Origin of the sequence: Lactobacillus crispatus, assembly GCF_018987235.1 — a bacterium.
Lineage (GTDB): Bacteria > Bacillota > Bacilli > Lactobacillales > Lactobacillaceae > Lactobacillus > Lactobacillus crispatus.
In genome coordinates this window covers 1,263,107-1,281,649 of record NZ_CP072197.1, presented here as the reverse complement: position 1 = coordinate 1,281,649, position 18,543 = coordinate 1,263,107, and the positions used below count along the sequence as shown (strand labels likewise).

Here is an 18,543-nt window from a genome sequence, read left to right as displayed (position 1 = left end):
CTTATTATGATCATTCGCACCGTAACAATGGATGATTTAAATGAAGTAGTAGAACTGGAATCTGACGCATTTAAGATGACTAAAAAGCAAACTGAACAAGATATGATTGGTAGAATTGAGAATTATCCTGATACTTTTTTAGTTGCACAAGAAGATGGAAAAGTGATTGGTCATATTTTTGGTCCTGCTTTTAATAAACGCTATATTGAAGATGAATTATATTTTGAAAATCATCCTAATCAAAAAGATGATCGCTATCAAATGGTCTTGAGTTTAGCGGTCTTGCCTGAATACCGCAAACAAGGCGTAGCGACAAAATTAATTGAAGCAATAGCGCAAGAGGGCAGAAAGCAAAATCGTCAAGCTATATCTTTAACTTGTTTACCGAAACTGATTAAATTTTATGAAAAACGTGGTTTTTATAATGAAGGCGAGACCAATGATGATATTCCAGATCCAACTGGTGTTATTAGCGTAAATATGGTAAGGGCTTTGTAAAATGACGCAATTAACTGAAGAAATGTATGCAATTTTTGATCGGGATGAATTTTCTTTTAAAAAATTGAAATCGCAATATTCTGAAGATGAATTAGAGCAAATAAAAACAGATTTTAAAGAAATTTGGCAGACCTGGAAAGAAATAAACTTAAATGTTTATCAAAAATTACCACAAGATAAATTTGCTAAAGTTCATGTTGAAAGTTGGACCAATGGTTGGAACTTACGCGATCATTACTGGGCAGCTTATCGTTTGAATGCTTTAGCCGATAAAAGTCCATGCATCGGCGCGATGCTGGATAATAAGCAGCTGCAGGTTTATCTTATGTTTCAGCATTATAAGAGTGAAAAGCGCGGCGATAATCCTGAACAATACAATAAATTATTAACTGATCTTCCTGATTGGGCAAAAGGGCGGACAACTAATAATTGGTACTTATGGGATAAAAACGAAATGGAGTTTGCTGATCATTTATCCTTAAATGAGTATTTAACAGATGCTGAAAAACAGACTTCATTTAATAAGGAAGCAACTCAATCCAGTTTCCTATTAGGAAAATTTGCTTTTAGAAAGCAAGATCAAGTTGCAGATATGGAAAACTTCATCTTAGATGGTATTGGGCAGCTATTGCCGTTATATCAAAAGTTAGCAAATTAAAATACGTTAAAATTGTATTTTAAAGTGTTCATGCTACATAATAAAAGTAAATACTGCTGTTATTGTTTAATTGAAGGGATAACAAATGGATATTTATTCAATTATTGGCATGATCATTTTAGGTTTAGTTACCGGCACAGTAACTAGTATGATTGTTGCCTTAATTTTTGTATTCTTAGGAATTGCCATGTTTGTTGTGCATTTAATTAAGTGAAATCTATACGTAAAAGTAATAAGGCAAAATAACAAATTGATATTTTTGGAATAAGTATTGCTGTGCTATATTGAAGGTGTTACTGCTCCATCAGTGGTGCAATTGATCATAATCCTTCTGCAGGTACAGTTCTCCTTGATAAAAAATAAAACTAAATTCATCAACGTTATCTAATAATGATATAATGTCTGTGTTGGATTTTTTAGAAAAGAGATAAAAACAAAAATGAATACAATCGCATTTAACCAACAATTATCAGATAAGTTGAATAAAGAACTTAATCCAGAATTGTTCTCTACTCCAGGTAAGGGTGAGATTACAGTTGTTGCTAATGAAAAGAAAGACTTACGTGAGTACCGTATTATTACTAAGGATAATAAAGTAGTCGATGTAGTCGATGCATATGATGCAGATCATGATACAGCTTATCAAAAGATGATGAATTTCTTGAAGAATTACCGTTAATAATTGAATTAAACTAATGGGCTAGAAGCTTGATAATGAGTTTCTAGTCTATTTTTTTGCCAATTTTTCTTAAAGGATTAGCTAGATGTAGTAATAATTTTGCCGTTCAAGTTATTTTTTTAACCACTTAGTAAAAAGTGATTGAATATTAAAAAAATAGCAGTAATATTAAACATAAATAAGATATTCTTAATATTTTAATTTGCTTGGAGATGAGACAAATGAGTATTACAGGGATTTTTAAGGTCAATAAAGCTAAATTTATTTTAATTTTTCTAATGGTTATCATTGGTACAACCGTTGATGCTGCTTCGCAATATTTGATGACCCCGGCCTTTAACCAGCTAAAGAAAATGAATTTATTTGGCTTTATTATTTTTATTTGTTTGGCTATTGGCTGTGATCTAGTTAGATTAGCCTTGATTACTAGTTCAGATTACTTATACGGAAAGCAATCACAATCTTATTTGCATCAAATTCGTGTAAAAATTAGTCGCTACTTTTTTAAAAATGAAATTGCCCAAACTGCTAAAGTGCAAAATGAATTGGTTGCCAATCTTGATCAGCTAACACAGAATTATTTAAAACCAATCAAAAACGGTTTTATGTACTTGTTGTCTGTGCTTTTCTCAATTGGAATTTTGTTTTCATTTAACTGGTTTTTAGTAGTAATGACGGTGATTTTAACTGCAATTTCATTATTTTTGCCTAAAACTTTTGAAAAAATGACTTCATCGGCCACAATAAAGGTTACTAAGAAAAATGAAAAGTTCTTAAACACTTTAGCCAAGTGGATGAGTGGCCTGGATGAATTACGAAGATATGCCAGTTTTAATATATTTAGTGAATCAGTTAACCAAAGCGCAGACGAATATAAAAAAGCAGCTATTCATCAAGGAGCAACTATTGCTATTGCAGATATGATCACCTTTGTAGTTAATATTGTGGGACAAATGCTCTTGATGGTTTTATGTGCTTACTTATATTTGCAAGGACAAATTGTTTTTGGTGCGGTAATTACTACTATTCAATTTAGTTCAACTGTAATGAATGGTGTTTCAGCATTTGTAACGGAATGGAATTTAATTAAATCTACCAAGGATTTGAATAAGGAAATTACTAATCTTCAAGCTTCAGTAAAAATAGCCCCAGATCAGCATCAAGTTAAGAAGATTAACAGGCTAGAAGTAAAAGATCTGGCCTTACAATTCAAAAATGGTGAGTATTTATCTTACCCAGATTTTACAGTTAAGCAAGGTGAAAAAATCTTGCTTACTGGTGATAGTGGAACTGGCAAGTCAACTTTATTTAAATTAATTTTAGGTAAATTAACGCCCAGCCAAGGTGAGATCATTTTTTTTGATCATAATGGTCAAAAATTAAATTTTGATCTTGATGAATTAGGCTATATTGCTCAAGATAATACCTTGTTTCCTGACACAATTGCCAATAATGTCACGATGTTTAATAGTGCTTTAAATAATCAAATTTCAGGTGTATTAGATCAAGTAGGTTTTACCAAGGATTTGGATAAGATGTCTGCTGGACTTAATAGTCAAATTGATTTGGATAAAGGAAATTTATCTGGAGGACAAAGGCAGAAGCTTGTGTTAGCCAGAGCTTTGATTCATCAATCACCTTGGCTATTGATCGATGAAGGGACTAGTGCAATTGACAGTGCTGGGACGAAGCAAGTATTACAAAATTTATTGAATACTCCAAGTACTGTAATTATGATTGCGCACAATTATTCTACAGAATTAGTTTCAATGTTTGATCGACAAATTAAATTAACTAATCGAGGTGACGCTGATTGAGTTTCAAAGGCTTTATTAAAACTAATTATTTAAGATTTATTTACATACGCGTGGTGCTAGTTAAATCGTTCTAGACAATAAGCCAAATTATAAGCTAAAATTGCAATTTCCAACCGGCTTTGAAAGCCTATCAGACTACGTGCTCGATTGTTCTCGGCATTGTAATAGGTCAGAAGCGAAAAGTCGCTTTCAATTGTTCTGCGAATAGCCATCAATTGATGATCATTGTGCTTTTTAGCTCCTGTCATATTTTTACGATATGGTGTCCAAAGTTCATAACCCATTTGTTTTAGCTGTTGATGCAGTTCTTTGCCTAAATAGCCTTCGTCGCCAAGAAGATAGTAATTAGATGGATGTGCATTTTCCATCAGTTCAACTGTCTCCTTGGCATCATGAACTGATGCTTTTGTTACGACATAATCAAGAATGTAACCGTCATCGCTAACAATGGCATGAACTTTGAAACCATAGAAGTAAATTTTCTTGGTGGCCTTATAACCAATGTTGGCATAACCGCGAAAAATTTTAGCACGATAGTTGCGAATTGGTTGGCAAACAGGTACCGGAAAGCTGTCAATGATCAAGAAATGTCCATTCAGGTCAACCTTTTTATTCATTTCTTGCCGTATCTGATAAATCAATTGCAATAGCTGACGTGAACGCCGATTAAAACGTGAGTGTGATAAACAATTGAAACATTCACAGAATCTTCTTTGTGATTCAATTCCTGTCTTAGCTTGCCAGATAAGTAAAGCCAAAATCAGACTGTCCGTAGTTTTAATTTGATCAATATTTCGCCGATGAGTAAACTCAGCCGGTGCATACAAACGATACCAGTGCCGACAAATTATCACTAAATCTTTAAAACTAACTTGTAAATGGTGGCTAAAACGCTTAAGCTTAAGGCAGTTCAATCAGATCAGACTCTTTTCTATTATTACTATTTACAAGTCGAGTCTAACAAGATTGGACTTTTTTATTAACTAAAACGATTTAACTAGCACCACGCGTATTTACATTAATATTTTATCAGTTATTTCAGGTGTCGCTGCTATTGGTGCAGGCTACATTCAAATGTACTGGCTGACTTATATCAAAGATCGTGCTTGGGTGAAGATTTTACTTGCGACGGCTTTAATGGGGATTTTATATTTAGCTGCTCAAGGGATGATCTATTATATCCAATTTGTAATTCGAGTGCAGGAAGAAGAATATAATAAAAAGGTGCGCGCTCGTTTGGCTACACATTACTTTAGAGATGGTCAAAATCATCAAGTACCGGCCGTGCAAAATCGGATGACTAATGATTTAGAAATGATTAGAAAAAATTATTTTGATTGGTATCCAATTGTGCCGTTCTATGGCTCAATGTTTGTTGCGGCATTGGTGGCTCTACTTACAATTAATTGGTCAATCTTTTTGACTAGTGTAGTGATTGATATTGTTTCTTACTTTGTACCTAAATTAGTACAAAAGAAAATGGAACAAGCAACTAATAATGTTTCTGAGCAAAATAAGCATTATCTAGATGTTTTAGCTAAATGGTTCTCTGGCTTAGAAGAATTAAGAAGATATTTTGCTGGTGCTAAGTTATTTCAGGTAGGTGAAAAAACTTCAAGTAAAGTAGAACAGGCTCATGTTAAACAAACGGCTACTCAACAGCAATTAATTATTTTGAATGGGATCTGTAACATGGTAGGACAAATAATCCTGTTGTCTTTGACGGCTTTTTTGATCACTAAGAATTTAGTGATTTTTGGTGCAATTATGTCTGTCCAAAACTTTGCAGCTAATATTTCGATCGGCTTACAACAAACAATTCAGGCATTAAGTTTTATGAAATCGTCACAGGATTTAATGAAACAAGTTGATGGTGATGCTACTGTGATTGAAAAAGTTAAAGCTGGCCAAGAAGAGACACCAGTAGCATTTTCAACAAAAGATTTGGCTTTGCAGTATCCTAATGGTGAAAAGCTTACTTTTCCTGATATTGCAGTTAAACCTGGCGAGAAAATCTTATTAACAGGAGATTCAGGCGCAGGTAAGTCTACTTTATTTAAATTGATTTTGGGTGAACTTAAACCTAGTGCGGGCAAAGTTGAATTTCAAAATAGTCAAGGAGAGGTGATTGAACCTAATATGTCAAGAATTGGCTATATTCCACAAGAACCTAACCTTTTTCCTGGCACAATCAAAGAAAATATTACGTTGTTCAATGATCAACTTGATAATCAAGTTGATCAAGTGATTGATGAAGTTAATTTTGTGGCTGATATTAAAAAGTTTAAAGCTGGCGTTGATGAAAAAATTGACTTGGATGATTTGAATATTTCTGGAGGTCAACGACAAAAGATCGTATTGGCAAGATCGAAGATCCATGGTAGTGACATTATTTTGATTGATGAAGGAACTAGTGCAATTGATCAGACATCGACTATGGATATTTTACAAAAATTATTAAAAAGCAAGACCACAATTGTCTTTATTGCTCACAATTTTAATAAACAGATGCAGGAAATGTTTGATCGCGAAATTCATTTAATAAAAGAATAAAAAATCAATTAGAGAAAAGACTCCCAAATATTAATATTTTTAATTTGAACCTTGACAAAATGTTGATTTAACCAGTAAATTAATTGCGGGTTATTAATTAGGATAGATTAATTATTGGAGTTGTGAAAATTGAATAAAAAATCTAAAGCTCCTCAACTCAAACGAACAATGACAGCAGGCCAAATGGAGATGATCTCTCTTGGCGGTGCTATCGGTGTTGGTTTGTTTATGGGGTCAACCTCGACTATTAAATGGACCGGTCCGTCAGTATTATTAGCCTACATGTTTGTAGGGTTGATTTTATATATTGTAATGCGGGCATTAGGTGAGATGCTTTATATCAATCCAGGGACAGGTTCATTTGCTGATTATGCAACAGAATATGTACATCCCTTAGCCGGCTATTTAGCGATGTGGGCCAATGTCTTTGAATATATTGTAGTAGGAATGTCCGAAGTAGTCGCGGCAACTGAATATCTGAAGTATTGGTGGCCAAATATTTCAGCATTGTGGTCGGGCATAATTATTATTGCCTTTCTGCTTTTGGCCAACTTAGCTAGTGCTAAAGCCTATGCTTCATTAGAATTTTGGTTTGCCATGATCAAAGTAGTAACAATTATTCTAATGATTATTTTAGGCTTTATTGTTATTTTCTTTGGCGTTGGTAATGGGGGACATCCAACTGGCTTTAGCAATTTATGGTCTCACGGTGGTTTCTTTACTGGTGGAATAAAAGGATTTTTCTTTTCAATGTCAATCATTGTTGGTTCATATGAAGGAATCGAGTTATTAGGTATTTCTGCTGGAGAAGTAGCTAATCCACAAGAGGCAATCGTTAAAAGTGTTAAGTCAGTTTTGTTTAGAATTCTAATTTTCTATGTCGGAGCAATTTTTGTCATTGTAACGATTTATCCTTGGGATAAATTAGACAGCCTAGGTTCACCATTTGTAACGACTTTCGCTAAAGTAGGGATTACTGCGGCTGCTTCAATAATTAACTTCGTTGTTTTAACAGCGGCTCTTTCTGGAGCTAATTCAGGAATTTATTCTTCAAGTAGAATGCTGTTTAAACTGTCACATGATCATGAAGCTCCTGGTATTTTTAAGCATATTTCTAAGCGAATTGTACCCGATCGGGCAATTATGGGCATTTCTGGTGGTATTTTTATTGGTTTTGTTTTGAATGTAATTGCTTCGCAATTTAATCATTCAGCTAGTGATTTATTTGTAATTGTCTTCAGTTCATCTGTTTTACCAGGAATGATTCCTTGGTTTGTGATTTTATTAGCTGAATTAAGATTTAGACGGCATAACAAAGAAGCGATGCAAGATCATCCATTCAAGTTGCCTTTGTATCCATTCTCGAATTATTTTGCCTTTGCAATGTTAATACTGATTGTGATTTTTATGTTTATCAATCCTGATACAAGAATTTCAGTTATCGCTGGGGCACTAGTCTTGATTGTGGCAACAATTGTCTACTTAGTCAGACATAAAAGTGAATTTAAGAAAAATAATTAAGGTGATTATTCACCTTTTTATTTTTTGTATGAAATCCTGAATTGTCAAATTAAGTGCAACAGTTAGGCTATGAGGAAATATATTGCTTGAAGAGTTCTTCTGCTGTGTGATATTGAAGGATTCGACGATGTTTGCGGTTAATGGCATCAGTTGCCTGTTGAACATAAGCAGCTGACTTATCTTTCATGCTTTTGCCTTTAGGGAAGAATTGACGCAGAAGTCCATTGCAGTTCTCATTGGTGCCTCTTTCCCATGGAGAATATGGGTGGGCGAAGTAGATCTGGCAGCCTTTGATCTTGGTCATATCCGCAAACTCAGAGCCATTGTCAAACGTGATCGATTTAAACCAGGCAGGATGTCTGTCAATCTCATTTTGAAGCAGCCTTTGGCATGTGCTTGCCCGATAGTCAGGAATCTTGATAACTACTTCAAAGCGTGTGGTTCTTTCGGTCAAAGTCATTAAAGCAGGCTGATTCTTGCGTCTGACGCCTTTAACCAGATCTCCTTCCCAGTGCAGCGGCGTTTTTCTGTCTTCAATCTCTTTAGGACGCTGTTCAATGGAATTGCCAAGATTCTTCTTGTGCAAAGCATGACCGCTCTGGCCGTGATGACGCTTGTTCCTGCGTCTTTTGAGCTTCATAGGCAGATCAATATTGCTTATGTCCAGCAAGCCCTGATCAATATAGCGATAGACAGTTGGTGTGCTGGGACAAGGGTAGCCTGGCATAGTCCTTTTGAATTCACCAACGAATTCATCGATGCTGGTGGCATCAAATTTAGCTTTGAAGCGTCTGGAGAGCATTCTCAAAAAGACAGCATAATGCTTCAATGGATTGCGCTGATAGCAGTTTTTGCGACGCTTCTCATAATAAAGCTGTGCAGTATCAGCGTAATAGTGCTCATACAATAAATAGCTGCTGTCTCTTTGCAGGACGCTTCCGCGTTTGATTTCGCGACTGATTGTCGACTTATGGCAGCCGACTTCTTGAGCGATAACAGTACGGGAAGTTATGCCGGAATCCAGCATTGCTTGAATTTGTCCACGTTGTACGCTGGTTAATTGATGATAGTGCTTAGAAATGCTAGAATTTGAATTGGTCATGAAGATCTTCCTTTCTTGATTTTTCGTCACTTCAAGTTTAGGTCTTCATGGCCTTTTTGTTTAACACTTAGTGTTGCACTTCAATTTTAAATCCGGGTTTTGTATGAAATACTAAATCTATGGTTTTTCATTATCCAACATACAAGATCTATGGTATGTTAGAAGAAATGTTTTTTGAAAGGTGAAGATAATGGCAATTCTTGAACAACCATATTTGGATTTGTTAGAAAAAATTATGACTGAAGGACATGACAAGGATGATCGAACTGGTACTGGAACTAGATCATATTTTGGTGCCCAAATGCGTTTTGATTTGACACAGGGCTTTCCACTTTTAACGACTAAAAAGGTGCCATTTGGTTTGATTAAAAGTGAATTGTTGTGGTTCTTGCGTGGCGATACCAATATTCGCTTTTTGCTAGAGCATAACAATCATATTTGGGATGAATGGGCCTTCAAAAATTGGGTTCAAAGTCCTGAATATCAGGGTCCTGACATGACTAATTTTGGTTTGCGTAGTCAAAGTGATCCAGAATTTAATCAAGTTTATCAAGCAGAAATGAAGAAATTTGATCAGCGCATTCTTGATGATCCTGCTTTTGCCCAGAAATATGGCAACTTAGGTGATGTCTATGGGGCACAATGGCGTCATTGGGAAAAGCGGACAGGCGGTTTTATCGATCAAATTGCTGACGTGATTAAGCAAATTAAGGAAACGCCAGATTCTCGTAGAATGATTGTCACGGCCTGGAATCCGGAAGATGTGCCAACTAGTGCTTTGCCACCATGCCATGTCATGTTCCAATTTTATGTAGTCGATGGCAAAATTAGCGTGCAGCTTTATCAAAGAAGTGGTGATATGTTTTTAGGCGTGCCATTTAATATTGCTTCATATTCGCTGCTCTTGAACATGATTGCGCGTGAAACCGGCTTAAAAGTGGGTGAATTTGTACATACTTTAGGGGATGCACATATTTATCGCAACCACTTTAGCCAAGTAAAGGAATTGCTGAGTCGGATGCCATATGATTCACCTGAATTGTGGCTTAATCCTGAAAAAAAGCACATTGAAGACTTTGAAATGAAAGATATCAAAGTGCTGAATTATCAGCACCATGGCACGATCAAGGCACCGGTTGCAGTTTAGGAGGTCTCAATGTTAAGTTTTGTTTGGGCTGAAGATCAGCAGCATGGTATTGGCATCGATGGCCATTTGCCTTGGCATCTGCCGGCTGACTTGAAGCATTTTAAGGAAAAGACCATAGGTCATCCGATCATCATGGGGCGAAAAACCTTTGCGAGTTTGCCTCACTTGTTACCAGAGAGAAAACATATTGTTTTAACTCATCGTCAAGAATTAAAGCAAAAATATGCGGGTAATGAGCAAGTGAAGATTGTGTCCACATTAGCTGAATTAAATGAATATCTTCGTCAACATCAGACTGAAGAAATCTGTGCAATTGGTGGAGTTTCAATCTTTAGGGCGTTACTTGATCAAGTTGATCTTTTAGAAAAAACAGAGATCAAAGCTAATTTTAAAACTGATACAGTGATGCCAGCGATTAACTATGATGATTTTGAATTAGTTAGTCGCGAAGAGCATCATCATGATGAAAAGAACAAGTATGACTATACTTTTTTAACTTATCATAGAAAAAATAAATAATTGTTAAAAAGTCTCGCAGAGTTGCGTGGCTTTTTTATTTTTCGCTATAATGGATGAAAGTATTTTCAGTATAGGACAGAAAATTATGACAGATAAACAAATAACGGGATTAACTCAAGCTGAAGTTGATCAAAGAATTCAAAATGGACAGGTTAATCAAGCCATTGATGACCAGTCCAAAACAGCTACTCAAATAATTCGAGAAAATGTCTTTACTTATTTTAACTTGATTTTTGCTATTTTGGCTGTGCTATTGGTGTTTGTTGGTGCCTGGAACGATCTGACTTTTTTACCAGTGATTGTTTTAAACACGATTATCGGTATTGTGCAGGAGCTTCGTGCTAAAAAAGTTTTAAGCAAGTTAAACGTGATGAATGCGACGGAAATTATCGCGGTACGTGATGGGCAAGAAGAAAAAATTCCCATCGAAAAATTGGTTCAAGATGATGTCGTTCTTTTACAAACTGGTGACCAGATTCCAGCTGATGCGCGGGTAATCTCAGGTGAGCTGCGGGTTAATGAAGCCTTGTTGACAGGTGAATCTGATGAAATCACTAAGACTAAAGACGCAGAATTAATGTCAGGTTCTTTTGTAGTTTCCGGTAAGGCTTATGCCGTCTTAGAAAAAGTGGGTAAAGACTCATATATTTCTAAATTAACGATCGAAGCAAAGGCAATGGGCAGTGTTGAACAATCTGAAATGGTGCGTTCAATCAATCGTCTGGTTAAATGGGTCGGCATCATCATTATTCCAGTGGGAATTGCCCTATTTAATCAGAGTTTCTTTTTGAATAATATTGGACTCAAGCGTAGTATCACTTCCATGGAAGCTGCTTTAATTGGAATGATTCCAGAAGGGCTATATTTATTGACTACGATTGCCTTAGCTCTAGCTGCTATGCGATTAGCGCGACAAGAAGTAATGCTGCACGATATGAAGAGTGTTGAAACTTTAGCCCGAGTAAATGTCCTTTGTGTAGATAAAACGGGAACAATCACCGAACCGAAGATGGCCGTAGAAAAAGCTGTTAGTAGCAAGAATTTTACTGGTGATTTAAGTAGCATCATTGCGGATTTTGCTAAAAACATGCCAGCTGATAACGCGACGATGAAGGCGATTCAAGCCTATTTTAAAGATGGAACCAAAACGGCGGATAGCATTTTGCCTTTTACCTCAGTCAATAAATATTCTGGTGTAATTTTTGGCAATCAGACAACTTTAATTGGTGCGCCTGAAATGGTTTTGCGTGATCAATTTGCGCAATATCAAACTGAATTTGAAAAATATGCGGCAGAAGGCTACCGGGTGTTGATTGCGGCTAATTATCCTGGCGTATTAACTGAAGATAATTCCGCCTTAAAGGAAAATGTACAAGTTCTCGGTTATATTTTATTGTCGAATCCAATTCGTAAAGAAGCCAAGTCAACTTTTCAATATTTTAACCAGCAAGGTGTTGATATCAAGGTTATTTCTGGGGATAATCCGGTAACCGTTGCTCGAGTAGCTAAGCAAGCTGGAATTAATGGGGCAGATAAGTATATCGATGCGCAAACCATTAAAGATGGTGAATATGAGCAGGCCGTGCAAAACTATAATGTCTTTGGCCGAGTTAAGCCTGATCAAAAGCGAAAGTTTGTCGTTGCTTTGCAAAATCAAGGTAATACCGTAGCCATGACTGGTGACGGAGTTAACGATATTTTAGCGATGAAAAAGGCGGATTGCTCAATCGCTATGGCTTCTGGTAATAGTGCTGCAGTGCAAGCTTCACAAGTGGTTTTGCTCGATTCTAATTTTGCTAAAATGCCGTTAGTGGTGAACCAAGGCAGGCAAGTAGTTAATAACATTCAACGTTCAGCCAGCTTGTTCTTGGTGAAAAATATTTTTTCATTCTTGATGGCCATCTTCTCTTTGATTATGACAATCAATTATCCGCTGCAGCCAGCCCAGATCACATTGATCTCTGCATTTACAATTGGCTTGCCGTCGTTTTTATTGGCCTTAGAAAGCAACCACAAGCGAATTCGTGGAAAGTTTATGCCAAATGTTTTAGCTCGGGCAATTCCAGGGGGCTTAACAGATTGGCTGGCAGTTGCAATTTTAGTCATTGCAGGGGCCTCTATCTCACTTGATCATGGTCAGGTAGGCACGACAGCGACTATGTTGCTAGTCTTAGTTGGTTTTATGGTGATGTATCATATTTCGGCACCAATAAACAAATTTAGACTTGCTGTTATGGGCTTATCAGTTATCTGTATTATTGGCTCAACTATCTTTTTCCCAAGATTGTTCTCATTGACAATGCTTAATAACAAATCATTATTTATTTTGGCGGTCTTATTCTGTGCGGCAGTGACTATCTTTAGATGGTTATCTAAAATTTTGGATGGAGTCGCCGAAGTGTTGGTTGTCTTTGATCAAAAAGGAAAGAACATGACTTTTGCGGAATTCAAGGAAGCATATGATCGTGGCAAAAATAATGTGAAATAAGAAGATAATGAAAAAGCCAGAGTTTTGCTCTGACTTTTTTACTACCTTAATGATTTTCGATATCCAGCAGCTTGTGCGGCAGCTTCACTGTTGAAGTAAACTGCATTAGCTGATGACATATGATAATTTTGCCCATTCATTACATGGTAGATCTTACTGCGACGATTGCCAACGACTCGGTGTTCTGCAGTGGATACAGTACCTTTGATATGGTGAATGGTTCGTTTCTTGGTTACTCGAGAAGTGGATCGTTTTCTAGATTTTACATGTTCAGCAATAGTACTAGACCCATGTTTAACCTTAGAAGTACCGGTCTTGTAATTAAGCAACATACCAGGTTGCTCATTAAAAATGTAGACATTAAAGCGAGGCCCGTTTTTGCTAGTTGCTTCGGCTTCCATTTCAACGCCGTTAGCTAATAGGTCATTCCCTTTAAATATTGGAGTAACCCGATAGCGGACATAGTTTTTGCTCGAACTACGTAAATATTCAGCAACCTCATTTTCATATTTAAGCATATCCGGATCATTTAATTCACGCGTACCGGTAATCAAATTGCGTGGATTGTTGTTTTGACCAGTCAACTGATAGCCGATTAGATGGCACCGATTATACAACCAACCACTAGCGATTCGTTTATTATGCCAGCCGGTCGGATTCCAAGTTAAAGCCGCACGCTGACTATGTGGCATTAATCTTTTATTTAGTAAAGCATTAGCAGCATGAGCTCGGTTCAAATAATCTAATTGGCTATATTTTTGCCATGGACCTTTTTTCTTGCTCAGTGTACTCTTAGAAAACTGCGGCTGATCATGATCAACGGTCACAATTTCTTTGTTGTGGTATTTCAAATTGACTAATGCTTTATCTGAAACAGCATAGACGGTTTGATTGTTGCATGGGACATTAGTATTAGCAAAAGAAATGAATCCAATTGCTGCAGCTAATGAGAGAGCAAAACTTCGAAAGCGATTTTTCTTCATTTTTTCTCCTTAGCAAAAATAAATTATTTAACTATATCCTAATTATACAATGAAATCGCTTTTATCTAATAAAAATTAAAAAAGATGTTGACTAGATTAAAAGAAGATGATAACTTATTTATAACAAATCAAGAAAACAACATCTTGAAGGACTGAGTAACTAGAACTTCTATTGATAAAGAGAGCCAGCGTGGTGGTGAAAGTTGGCAAATAGGAGCTAGTGAATATGGGTTTGGAACGATGACCGGTGGTGATATTTAGCTATCGGCGGGGCTGCATCCGTTAACAGTGCAGGCTATTTTTTGATAGCCAGTGAGGTTGATTACGTAAGTGATCAGCGAATTAAAGGTGGTAACGCGAGCACTCGTCCTTTTGGGATGGGTGCTTTTTTATTTTTATCAAAGTAGGAGTGTATTTTATGAGAAAACGGAGAAGAAGAAATACCATTATTTGGACGATCATTGGGATACTGATCGTGATTGCAGGTTGGTTTAGTTTTGGTCCAGGAATTCCCAGTCAAAATCAGGCAAAAACTGTTACAGTCGGAATCGTTGGGGAAAGTAAAGCCGAAGCCGCAATTTGGAAGTCAATTGCTAAAACGGCTAAGGAAAAATATGGTATTACCTTAAAAACTAAGAACTTTACGGATTACAACCAACCTAACAAGGCCTTGAAGTCGGGCGATATTGACATGAATGCTTTTCAACACTATGCCTTCTTAAAGGATTGGAATAAGGCAAATCACGGTGGCGTTGTCGCCATTGGTAGAACCTACATCGCACCGATCAGACTTTATTCACGCAAGTATCATAAATTGAGTGACTTACCTGATGGTGCCACGATTGCAGTGCCTAACGATGCTACTAACGAATCAAGAGCACTGTTTGTTTTGAAAAATGCCGGCTTAATTAAGTTGAAGAAGGGTAAGACCTTAGTTACTGTAGCTGATATCACCAGCAATCCAAATAACTACAAGATTAAGGAAATCGGTGCTGAACAAACTGGTCGAGTATTGAATTCAGTTGACGCTTCTGTAGTAAATAATGATTATGCTGGTCCTGCTGGCTTGACTGATAAGCAAACGATTTACATTGAACCAATTAACAAAGATTCAAAACAATGGATTAACATTCTTTGTGTCAAACAAGGCAAACAAAAGGACAAGCTTTACCAAGATGTCGTCATGGCTTACCAAACTGCAGAAACTAAGAAGCTAACTAAGAAATACTATGGCAATACGCAAATTGCAGCCTGGGACGTTAAGTTGAAGTAAGGAGGATCAAAAATGAGTATTGTTGAATTAAAAAATGTAGAAGTGGCCTTCCCTCAGAAGAAGGGCGAACCAGTTAAAGCAGTGAATAATGTTTCTCTTTCCATTGAAAAAGGCGACATTTATGGAATTGTAGGTTTCTCTGGTGCCGGTAAGTCAACTTTAGTTAGAACGGTCAATCTTTTACAAAAACCAACTGCCGGTAGTATTACCGTTGATGGCACTGAATTTGTTAAAGATGGCAAGCAGGTGATTTCTAATAAAGAATTGCAATTAAAGCGCAGAAACATCGGAATGATCTTCCAGGGTTTTAACCTATTAAATGAAACGACTGTATTAGAAAATGTAGCCTTTGCCTTAAAACATGAAAAGTTGAGTGATGAGGAATTAGAAAAACGGTCATTGGAACTGCTTGATCTGGTTGACTTAAAAGATAAGGCTGACTTTTATCCAGCTGAATTATCTGGTGGGCAACAACAAAGAGTAGCGATTGCTAGAGCTTTGGCTAATAATCCAGATATTTTGATCTCTGATGAAGCAACCAGTGCCTTGGACCCACAAAATACGCAACAAATCTTGGACCTGCTTAAGCGTTTGAACAAAAAGTTCCACTTAACGGTCATCTTAATCACGCACGAAATGGATGCTGTTAAGAAGATTGCCACTAAGGTCGCCGTCATGGAACACGGCAATGTGATTGAAGACGGCAGTTTGCGAGATGTCTTCTTACATCCTAAGCAGGATTTAACCAAGAAGTTTGTTGGTGGATCACTTGAAGCGATTTCTACTTTGAATTCATTGGCGCTTGATAAGCTTGGCAAAAATGAAGCAATTTATCAATTAGTTTACAGCGTAGCTAATGTGACTAAATCAATCATTATTGAATTGTATAAGCAAATTGGCGTAGAAGTTTCAATGCTTTATGGGAATGTTGAACTTTTGAATGAAGAGCCAATTGGTACTTTGGTGGTATTGGTGGAAGGCGATCCAGCTAAGCAAAAGCAAACACAAGAATTTTTGGCTAAGCAAAATGTGACATTTACACGTTTAGATGAAAAGGGGAATGTATATCATGATTAGTTTCTTAAGTAAATATTTACCCAATGTTGTTCAACTTGGCTGGGGCGGAGACGCTGGCTGGGGCACTAGTATTTTTCAGACCTTATTTATGACTTTTTGGTCAGCTATCTTTGGTGGCATTCTTGGTATTATCTTTGGCGTGATTTTAGTTTTAACTAAGGATGGCGGGATTCGGCCCAATAAATTCTGGTACAATTTCTCAGACAAGCTAGTTTCAATCTTCAGAGCGATTCCGTTCATTATCCTGCTTGCATTTGTTGCACCAGTTACTCAAAAAATTGTAGGTACACAGATCGGAATGAAGGCAGCCTTAGTACCATTAACTTTAGGCGTATTTCCATTTTATGCTCGTCAGGTACAAGTTGCTTTAGAAAGTGTTGACCCAGGTAAGGTTGAAGCCGCAGAAAGTTTGGGCTCAACTGCGCGTGATATTATCTTTGATGTTTATTTAAGAGAATCTCGCTCAGAACTGATTCGTGTTTCGACGGTGACGATTATTTCTTTGATTGGTTTGACTGCAATGGCTGGTGCTGTAGGTGCCGGTGGTTTAGGTAATACCGCTATTTCATACGGTTATAACCGATTCAATAATGATGTTACTTTAGTAGCTACTGTATTAGTAATTATTTTGATTTTTATCGTTCAAATCATTGGTGACTTCTTTGCTAAAAGAATGAATCACCAGTCTAGATAAAACTATGATCCAGGAAAAATCCTGGGTCTTTTTTTGGAATGAAATTGAAAAAGAAAGCCTTTACAGGTATTATAAATGGTGATTGATAATTAACGCAAACCTTATAGAGCTTAATAAGGAGGAATATAATATGAGCGAAGAAGAATACCGTGTTGAAAGTGACACTATTGGTCCAGTTAAGATCCCTAAAAATGCTTTATGGGGCCCTCAAACTGAAAGAAGCCGCAATAACTTCCCAAGTGGTGAATTGATGCCATTGCAAATTATTCGAGCATTTTTACACTTAAAGAAGGCAGCTGCAGAAAGTAACGTTGAAGTTGGCGATGAACCAAAAGAAAAAGGCGAAGCAATTGAAGATGCAATTGATCATTTGCTAGCTTTAAGCGATACTGACTTGCGTAAGGACTTCCCACTTCATGTTTTGCAAACCGGTTCAGGTACTCAAAGCAACATGAACGTTAACGAAGTTGTAGCTAACTTGGCTAATAAATTGCACCCAGGTTTAGATATTTTGCCTAATGATGATGTTAACCGTGGTCAATCATCTAATGATACTTATCCAACTGCAATGAATATTGTTGCCGTTGAAGCATTGGACAAGTTGGAACCAGCAATTCAACACTTAATTGATAAATTAGTTGCTAAAGAAAAGAAATATTGGAAGACTGTTAAAGTTGGTCGAACCCACTTACAAGACGCAACGCCTTTGACTTTTGGTCAAGAATTATCTGGCTATATTTCTGCTCTTAAACATGACTTATCATATATTCGTGAATTGAAGCCAACTCTCTACGAATTAGCTATTGGTGGGACTGCTGTAGGGACTGGCTTGAATGCAGCACCGGGAATGACCGAAAAAATTGCTGGTAAATTATCAGAAGTCTATGGTCATAAATTTGAAGTTAAAACTAATAAATTCTGGGGCTTAGCTCACCATTCAGGTCTTGATGTAGTTCATGGTGCCCTTAAAACATTGGCTGCTGATATGTTTAAGATTGCGCAAGATATTCGTTTACTTGCTTCAGGTCCGAGAGCGGGCTACCATGAATTAAATATTCCAGCAAATGAGCCAGGTTCAAGTATTATGCCAGGTAAAGTTAACCCAACTCAGGCAGAGGCTGTGACAATGGCTGCTGCTAAAGTATTTGGTAATGACACCACCATTACCTTTGCTTCTAGTCAAGGTAATTTTGAAATGAACGTCTTCAAGACAGTCATCATTGCATCATTCTTAGATAGTTGTGATATTTTAACTGGTACAATTACTGGTTTTGCTGATAAAATGATTCATGGCTTAACGGTTAATGAAGAAAGAATGGATGAATTACTTGAGAATTCATTAATGACCGTTACTGCCTTGTCGCCACATATTGGCTATCATGCTGCTGCTAAGATTGCGCAAACTGCTGATAAAGAAGGCACTACTTTAAGAGAAGCTGCTTTGAAGAGTGGTAAAGTTACTGAAGAACAATATGATGAATGGATGGACTATATGCAAATGACTAATGTTGATAAGTCTACTCCAGAAGAATAG

The 18,543-nt window shown here is 36.8% G+C and carries 17 protein-coding genes; 14 read left to right on the top strand and 3 right to left on the bottom strand.

Going from position 1 to position 18,543, the window contains the following annotated elements:
* Positions 1–6: 6 nt before the first annotated feature.
* The 5 genes from J6L97_RS06200 to J6L97_RS06185 all read left to right on the top strand — a co-directional run bounded on the left by J6L97_RS06200 (position 7) and on the right by J6L97_RS06185 (position 3,652).
* A complete protein-coding gene (locus J6L97_RS06200; protein WP_013086247.1) occupies positions 7–498 on the top strand; it encodes a GNAT family N-acetyltransferase in 492 nt (163 codons plus the stop codon).
* A gap of 1 nt (position 499) precedes the next feature.
* A complete protein-coding gene (locus J6L97_RS06195) occupies positions 500–1,156 on the top strand; it encodes an HI_0552 family protein (protein WP_013086248.1) in 657 nt (218 codons plus the stop codon).
* A gap of 85 nt (positions 1,157–1,241) precedes the next feature.
* Positions 1,242–1,370 carry a hypothetical protein gene (locus J6L97_RS11235; RefSeq protein ID WP_255404471.1) on the top strand — a complete coding sequence of 43 codons (129 nt, stop codon included), beginning with the start codon at positions 1,242–1,244 and terminating at the stop codon, positions 1,368–1,370.
* Positions 1,371–1,595: 225 nt separating this feature from the next.
* Positions 1,596–1,835, top strand: coding sequence for a hypothetical protein (locus tag J6L97_RS06190; RefSeq protein WP_054833009.1), 240 nt, complete (start codon positions 1,596–1,598; stop codon positions 1,833–1,835).
* 221 nt (positions 1,836–2,056) lie between these two features.
* Positions 2,057–3,652: an ATP-binding cassette domain-containing protein gene (locus J6L97_RS06185; protein ID WP_057726996.1), complete on the top strand. Its 1,596-nt coding sequence runs from the start codon at positions 2,057–2,059 to the stop codon at positions 3,650–3,652.
* A gap of 56 nt (positions 3,653–3,708) precedes the next feature.
* On the opposite strand, the gene J6L97_RS06180 is transcribed toward J6L97_RS06185, so the two are convergent.
* Entirely contained in the window at positions 3,709–4,566 is an 858-nt protein-coding gene (locus J6L97_RS06180; protein ID WP_118992340.1) for an IS982 family transposase, read from the bottom strand.
* 160 nt (positions 4,567–4,726) lie between these two features.
* On the opposite strand from J6L97_RS06180, the gene J6L97_RS06175 reads away from it, so the two are divergent.
* Positions 4,727–6,205 (top strand): ATP-binding cassette domain-containing protein, encoded by a 1,479-nt coding sequence (locus J6L97_RS06175; protein WP_236697609.1) that lies wholly within the window; start codon positions 4,727–4,729, stop codon positions 6,203–6,205.
* Positions 6,206–6,334: 129 nt separating this feature from the next.
* Entirely contained in the window at positions 6,335–7,726 is a 1,392-nt protein-coding gene (locus J6L97_RS06170; RefSeq protein ID WP_057727064.1) for an amino acid permease, read from the top strand.
* A gap of 67 nt (positions 7,727–7,793) precedes the next feature.
* Here the strand turns inward: J6L97_RS06170 and J6L97_RS06165 are convergent, their stop codons facing one another.
* Positions 7,794–8,828 carry an IS30 family transposase gene (locus tag J6L97_RS06165; protein WP_123811765.1) on the bottom strand — a complete coding sequence of 345 codons (1,035 nt, stop codon included), beginning with the start codon at positions 8,826–8,828 and terminating at the stop codon, positions 7,794–7,796.
* A gap of 190 nt (positions 8,829–9,018) precedes the next feature.
* Between J6L97_RS06165 and J6L97_RS06160 the strand changes: the two genes are divergently transcribed.
* The 3 genes from J6L97_RS06160 (at position 9,019) to J6L97_RS06150 (ending at position 12,982) form a co-directional block, all read left to right on the top strand.
* The gene (locus tag J6L97_RS06160; RefSeq protein ID WP_057726722.1) at positions 9,019–9,975 is read left to right on the top strand and encodes a thymidylate synthase; all 957 of its coding nucleotides are present in this window, start codon (positions 9,019–9,021) and stop codon (positions 9,973–9,975) included.
* Between the two features lie 9 nt (positions 9,976–9,984).
* Positions 9,985–10,494, top strand: coding sequence for a dihydrofolate reductase (locus J6L97_RS06155; RefSeq protein ID WP_005722894.1), 510 nt, complete (start codon positions 9,985–9,987; stop codon positions 10,492–10,494).
* Between the two features lie 85 nt (positions 10,495–10,579).
* Positions 10,580–12,982, top strand: coding sequence for an HAD-IC family P-type ATPase (locus tag J6L97_RS06150; RefSeq protein WP_057726721.1), 2,403 nt, complete (start codon positions 10,580–10,582; stop codon positions 12,980–12,982).
* Between the two features lie 41 nt (positions 12,983–13,023).
* Here the strand turns inward: J6L97_RS06150 and J6L97_RS06145 are convergent, their stop codons facing one another.
* Positions 13,024–13,965, bottom strand: a complete 942-nt coding sequence (locus J6L97_RS06145) for a DNA/RNA non-specific endonuclease (RefSeq protein WP_005720295.1) — start codon at positions 13,963–13,965, stop codon at positions 13,024–13,026.
* 418 nt (positions 13,966–14,383) lie between these two features.
* On the opposite strand from J6L97_RS06145, the gene J6L97_RS06140 reads away from it, so the two are divergent.
* The 4 genes from J6L97_RS06140 (at position 14,384) to J6L97_RS06125 (ending at position 18,543) form a co-directional block, all read left to right on the top strand.
* Entirely contained in the window at positions 14,384–15,238 is an 855-nt protein-coding gene (locus J6L97_RS06140) for a MetQ/NlpA family ABC transporter substrate-binding protein (RefSeq protein WP_054832833.1), read from the top strand.
* A 12-nt stretch (positions 15,239–15,250) separates the two neighbouring features.
* A complete protein-coding gene (locus J6L97_RS06135; RefSeq protein WP_057726720.1) occupies positions 15,251–16,315 on the top strand; it encodes a methionine ABC transporter ATP-binding protein in 1,065 nt (354 codons plus the stop codon).
* Entirely contained in the window at positions 16,308–17,009 is a 702-nt protein-coding gene (locus J6L97_RS06130) for a methionine ABC transporter permease (RefSeq protein ID WP_005722357.1), read from the top strand. Before J6L97_RS06135 ends, J6L97_RS06130 begins: the two co-directional genes overlap by 8 nt.
* A 130-nt stretch (positions 17,010–17,139) precedes the next feature.
* Entirely contained in the window at positions 17,140–18,543 is a 1,404-nt protein-coding gene (locus J6L97_RS06125; protein ID WP_057726719.1) for a class II fumarate hydratase, read from the top strand.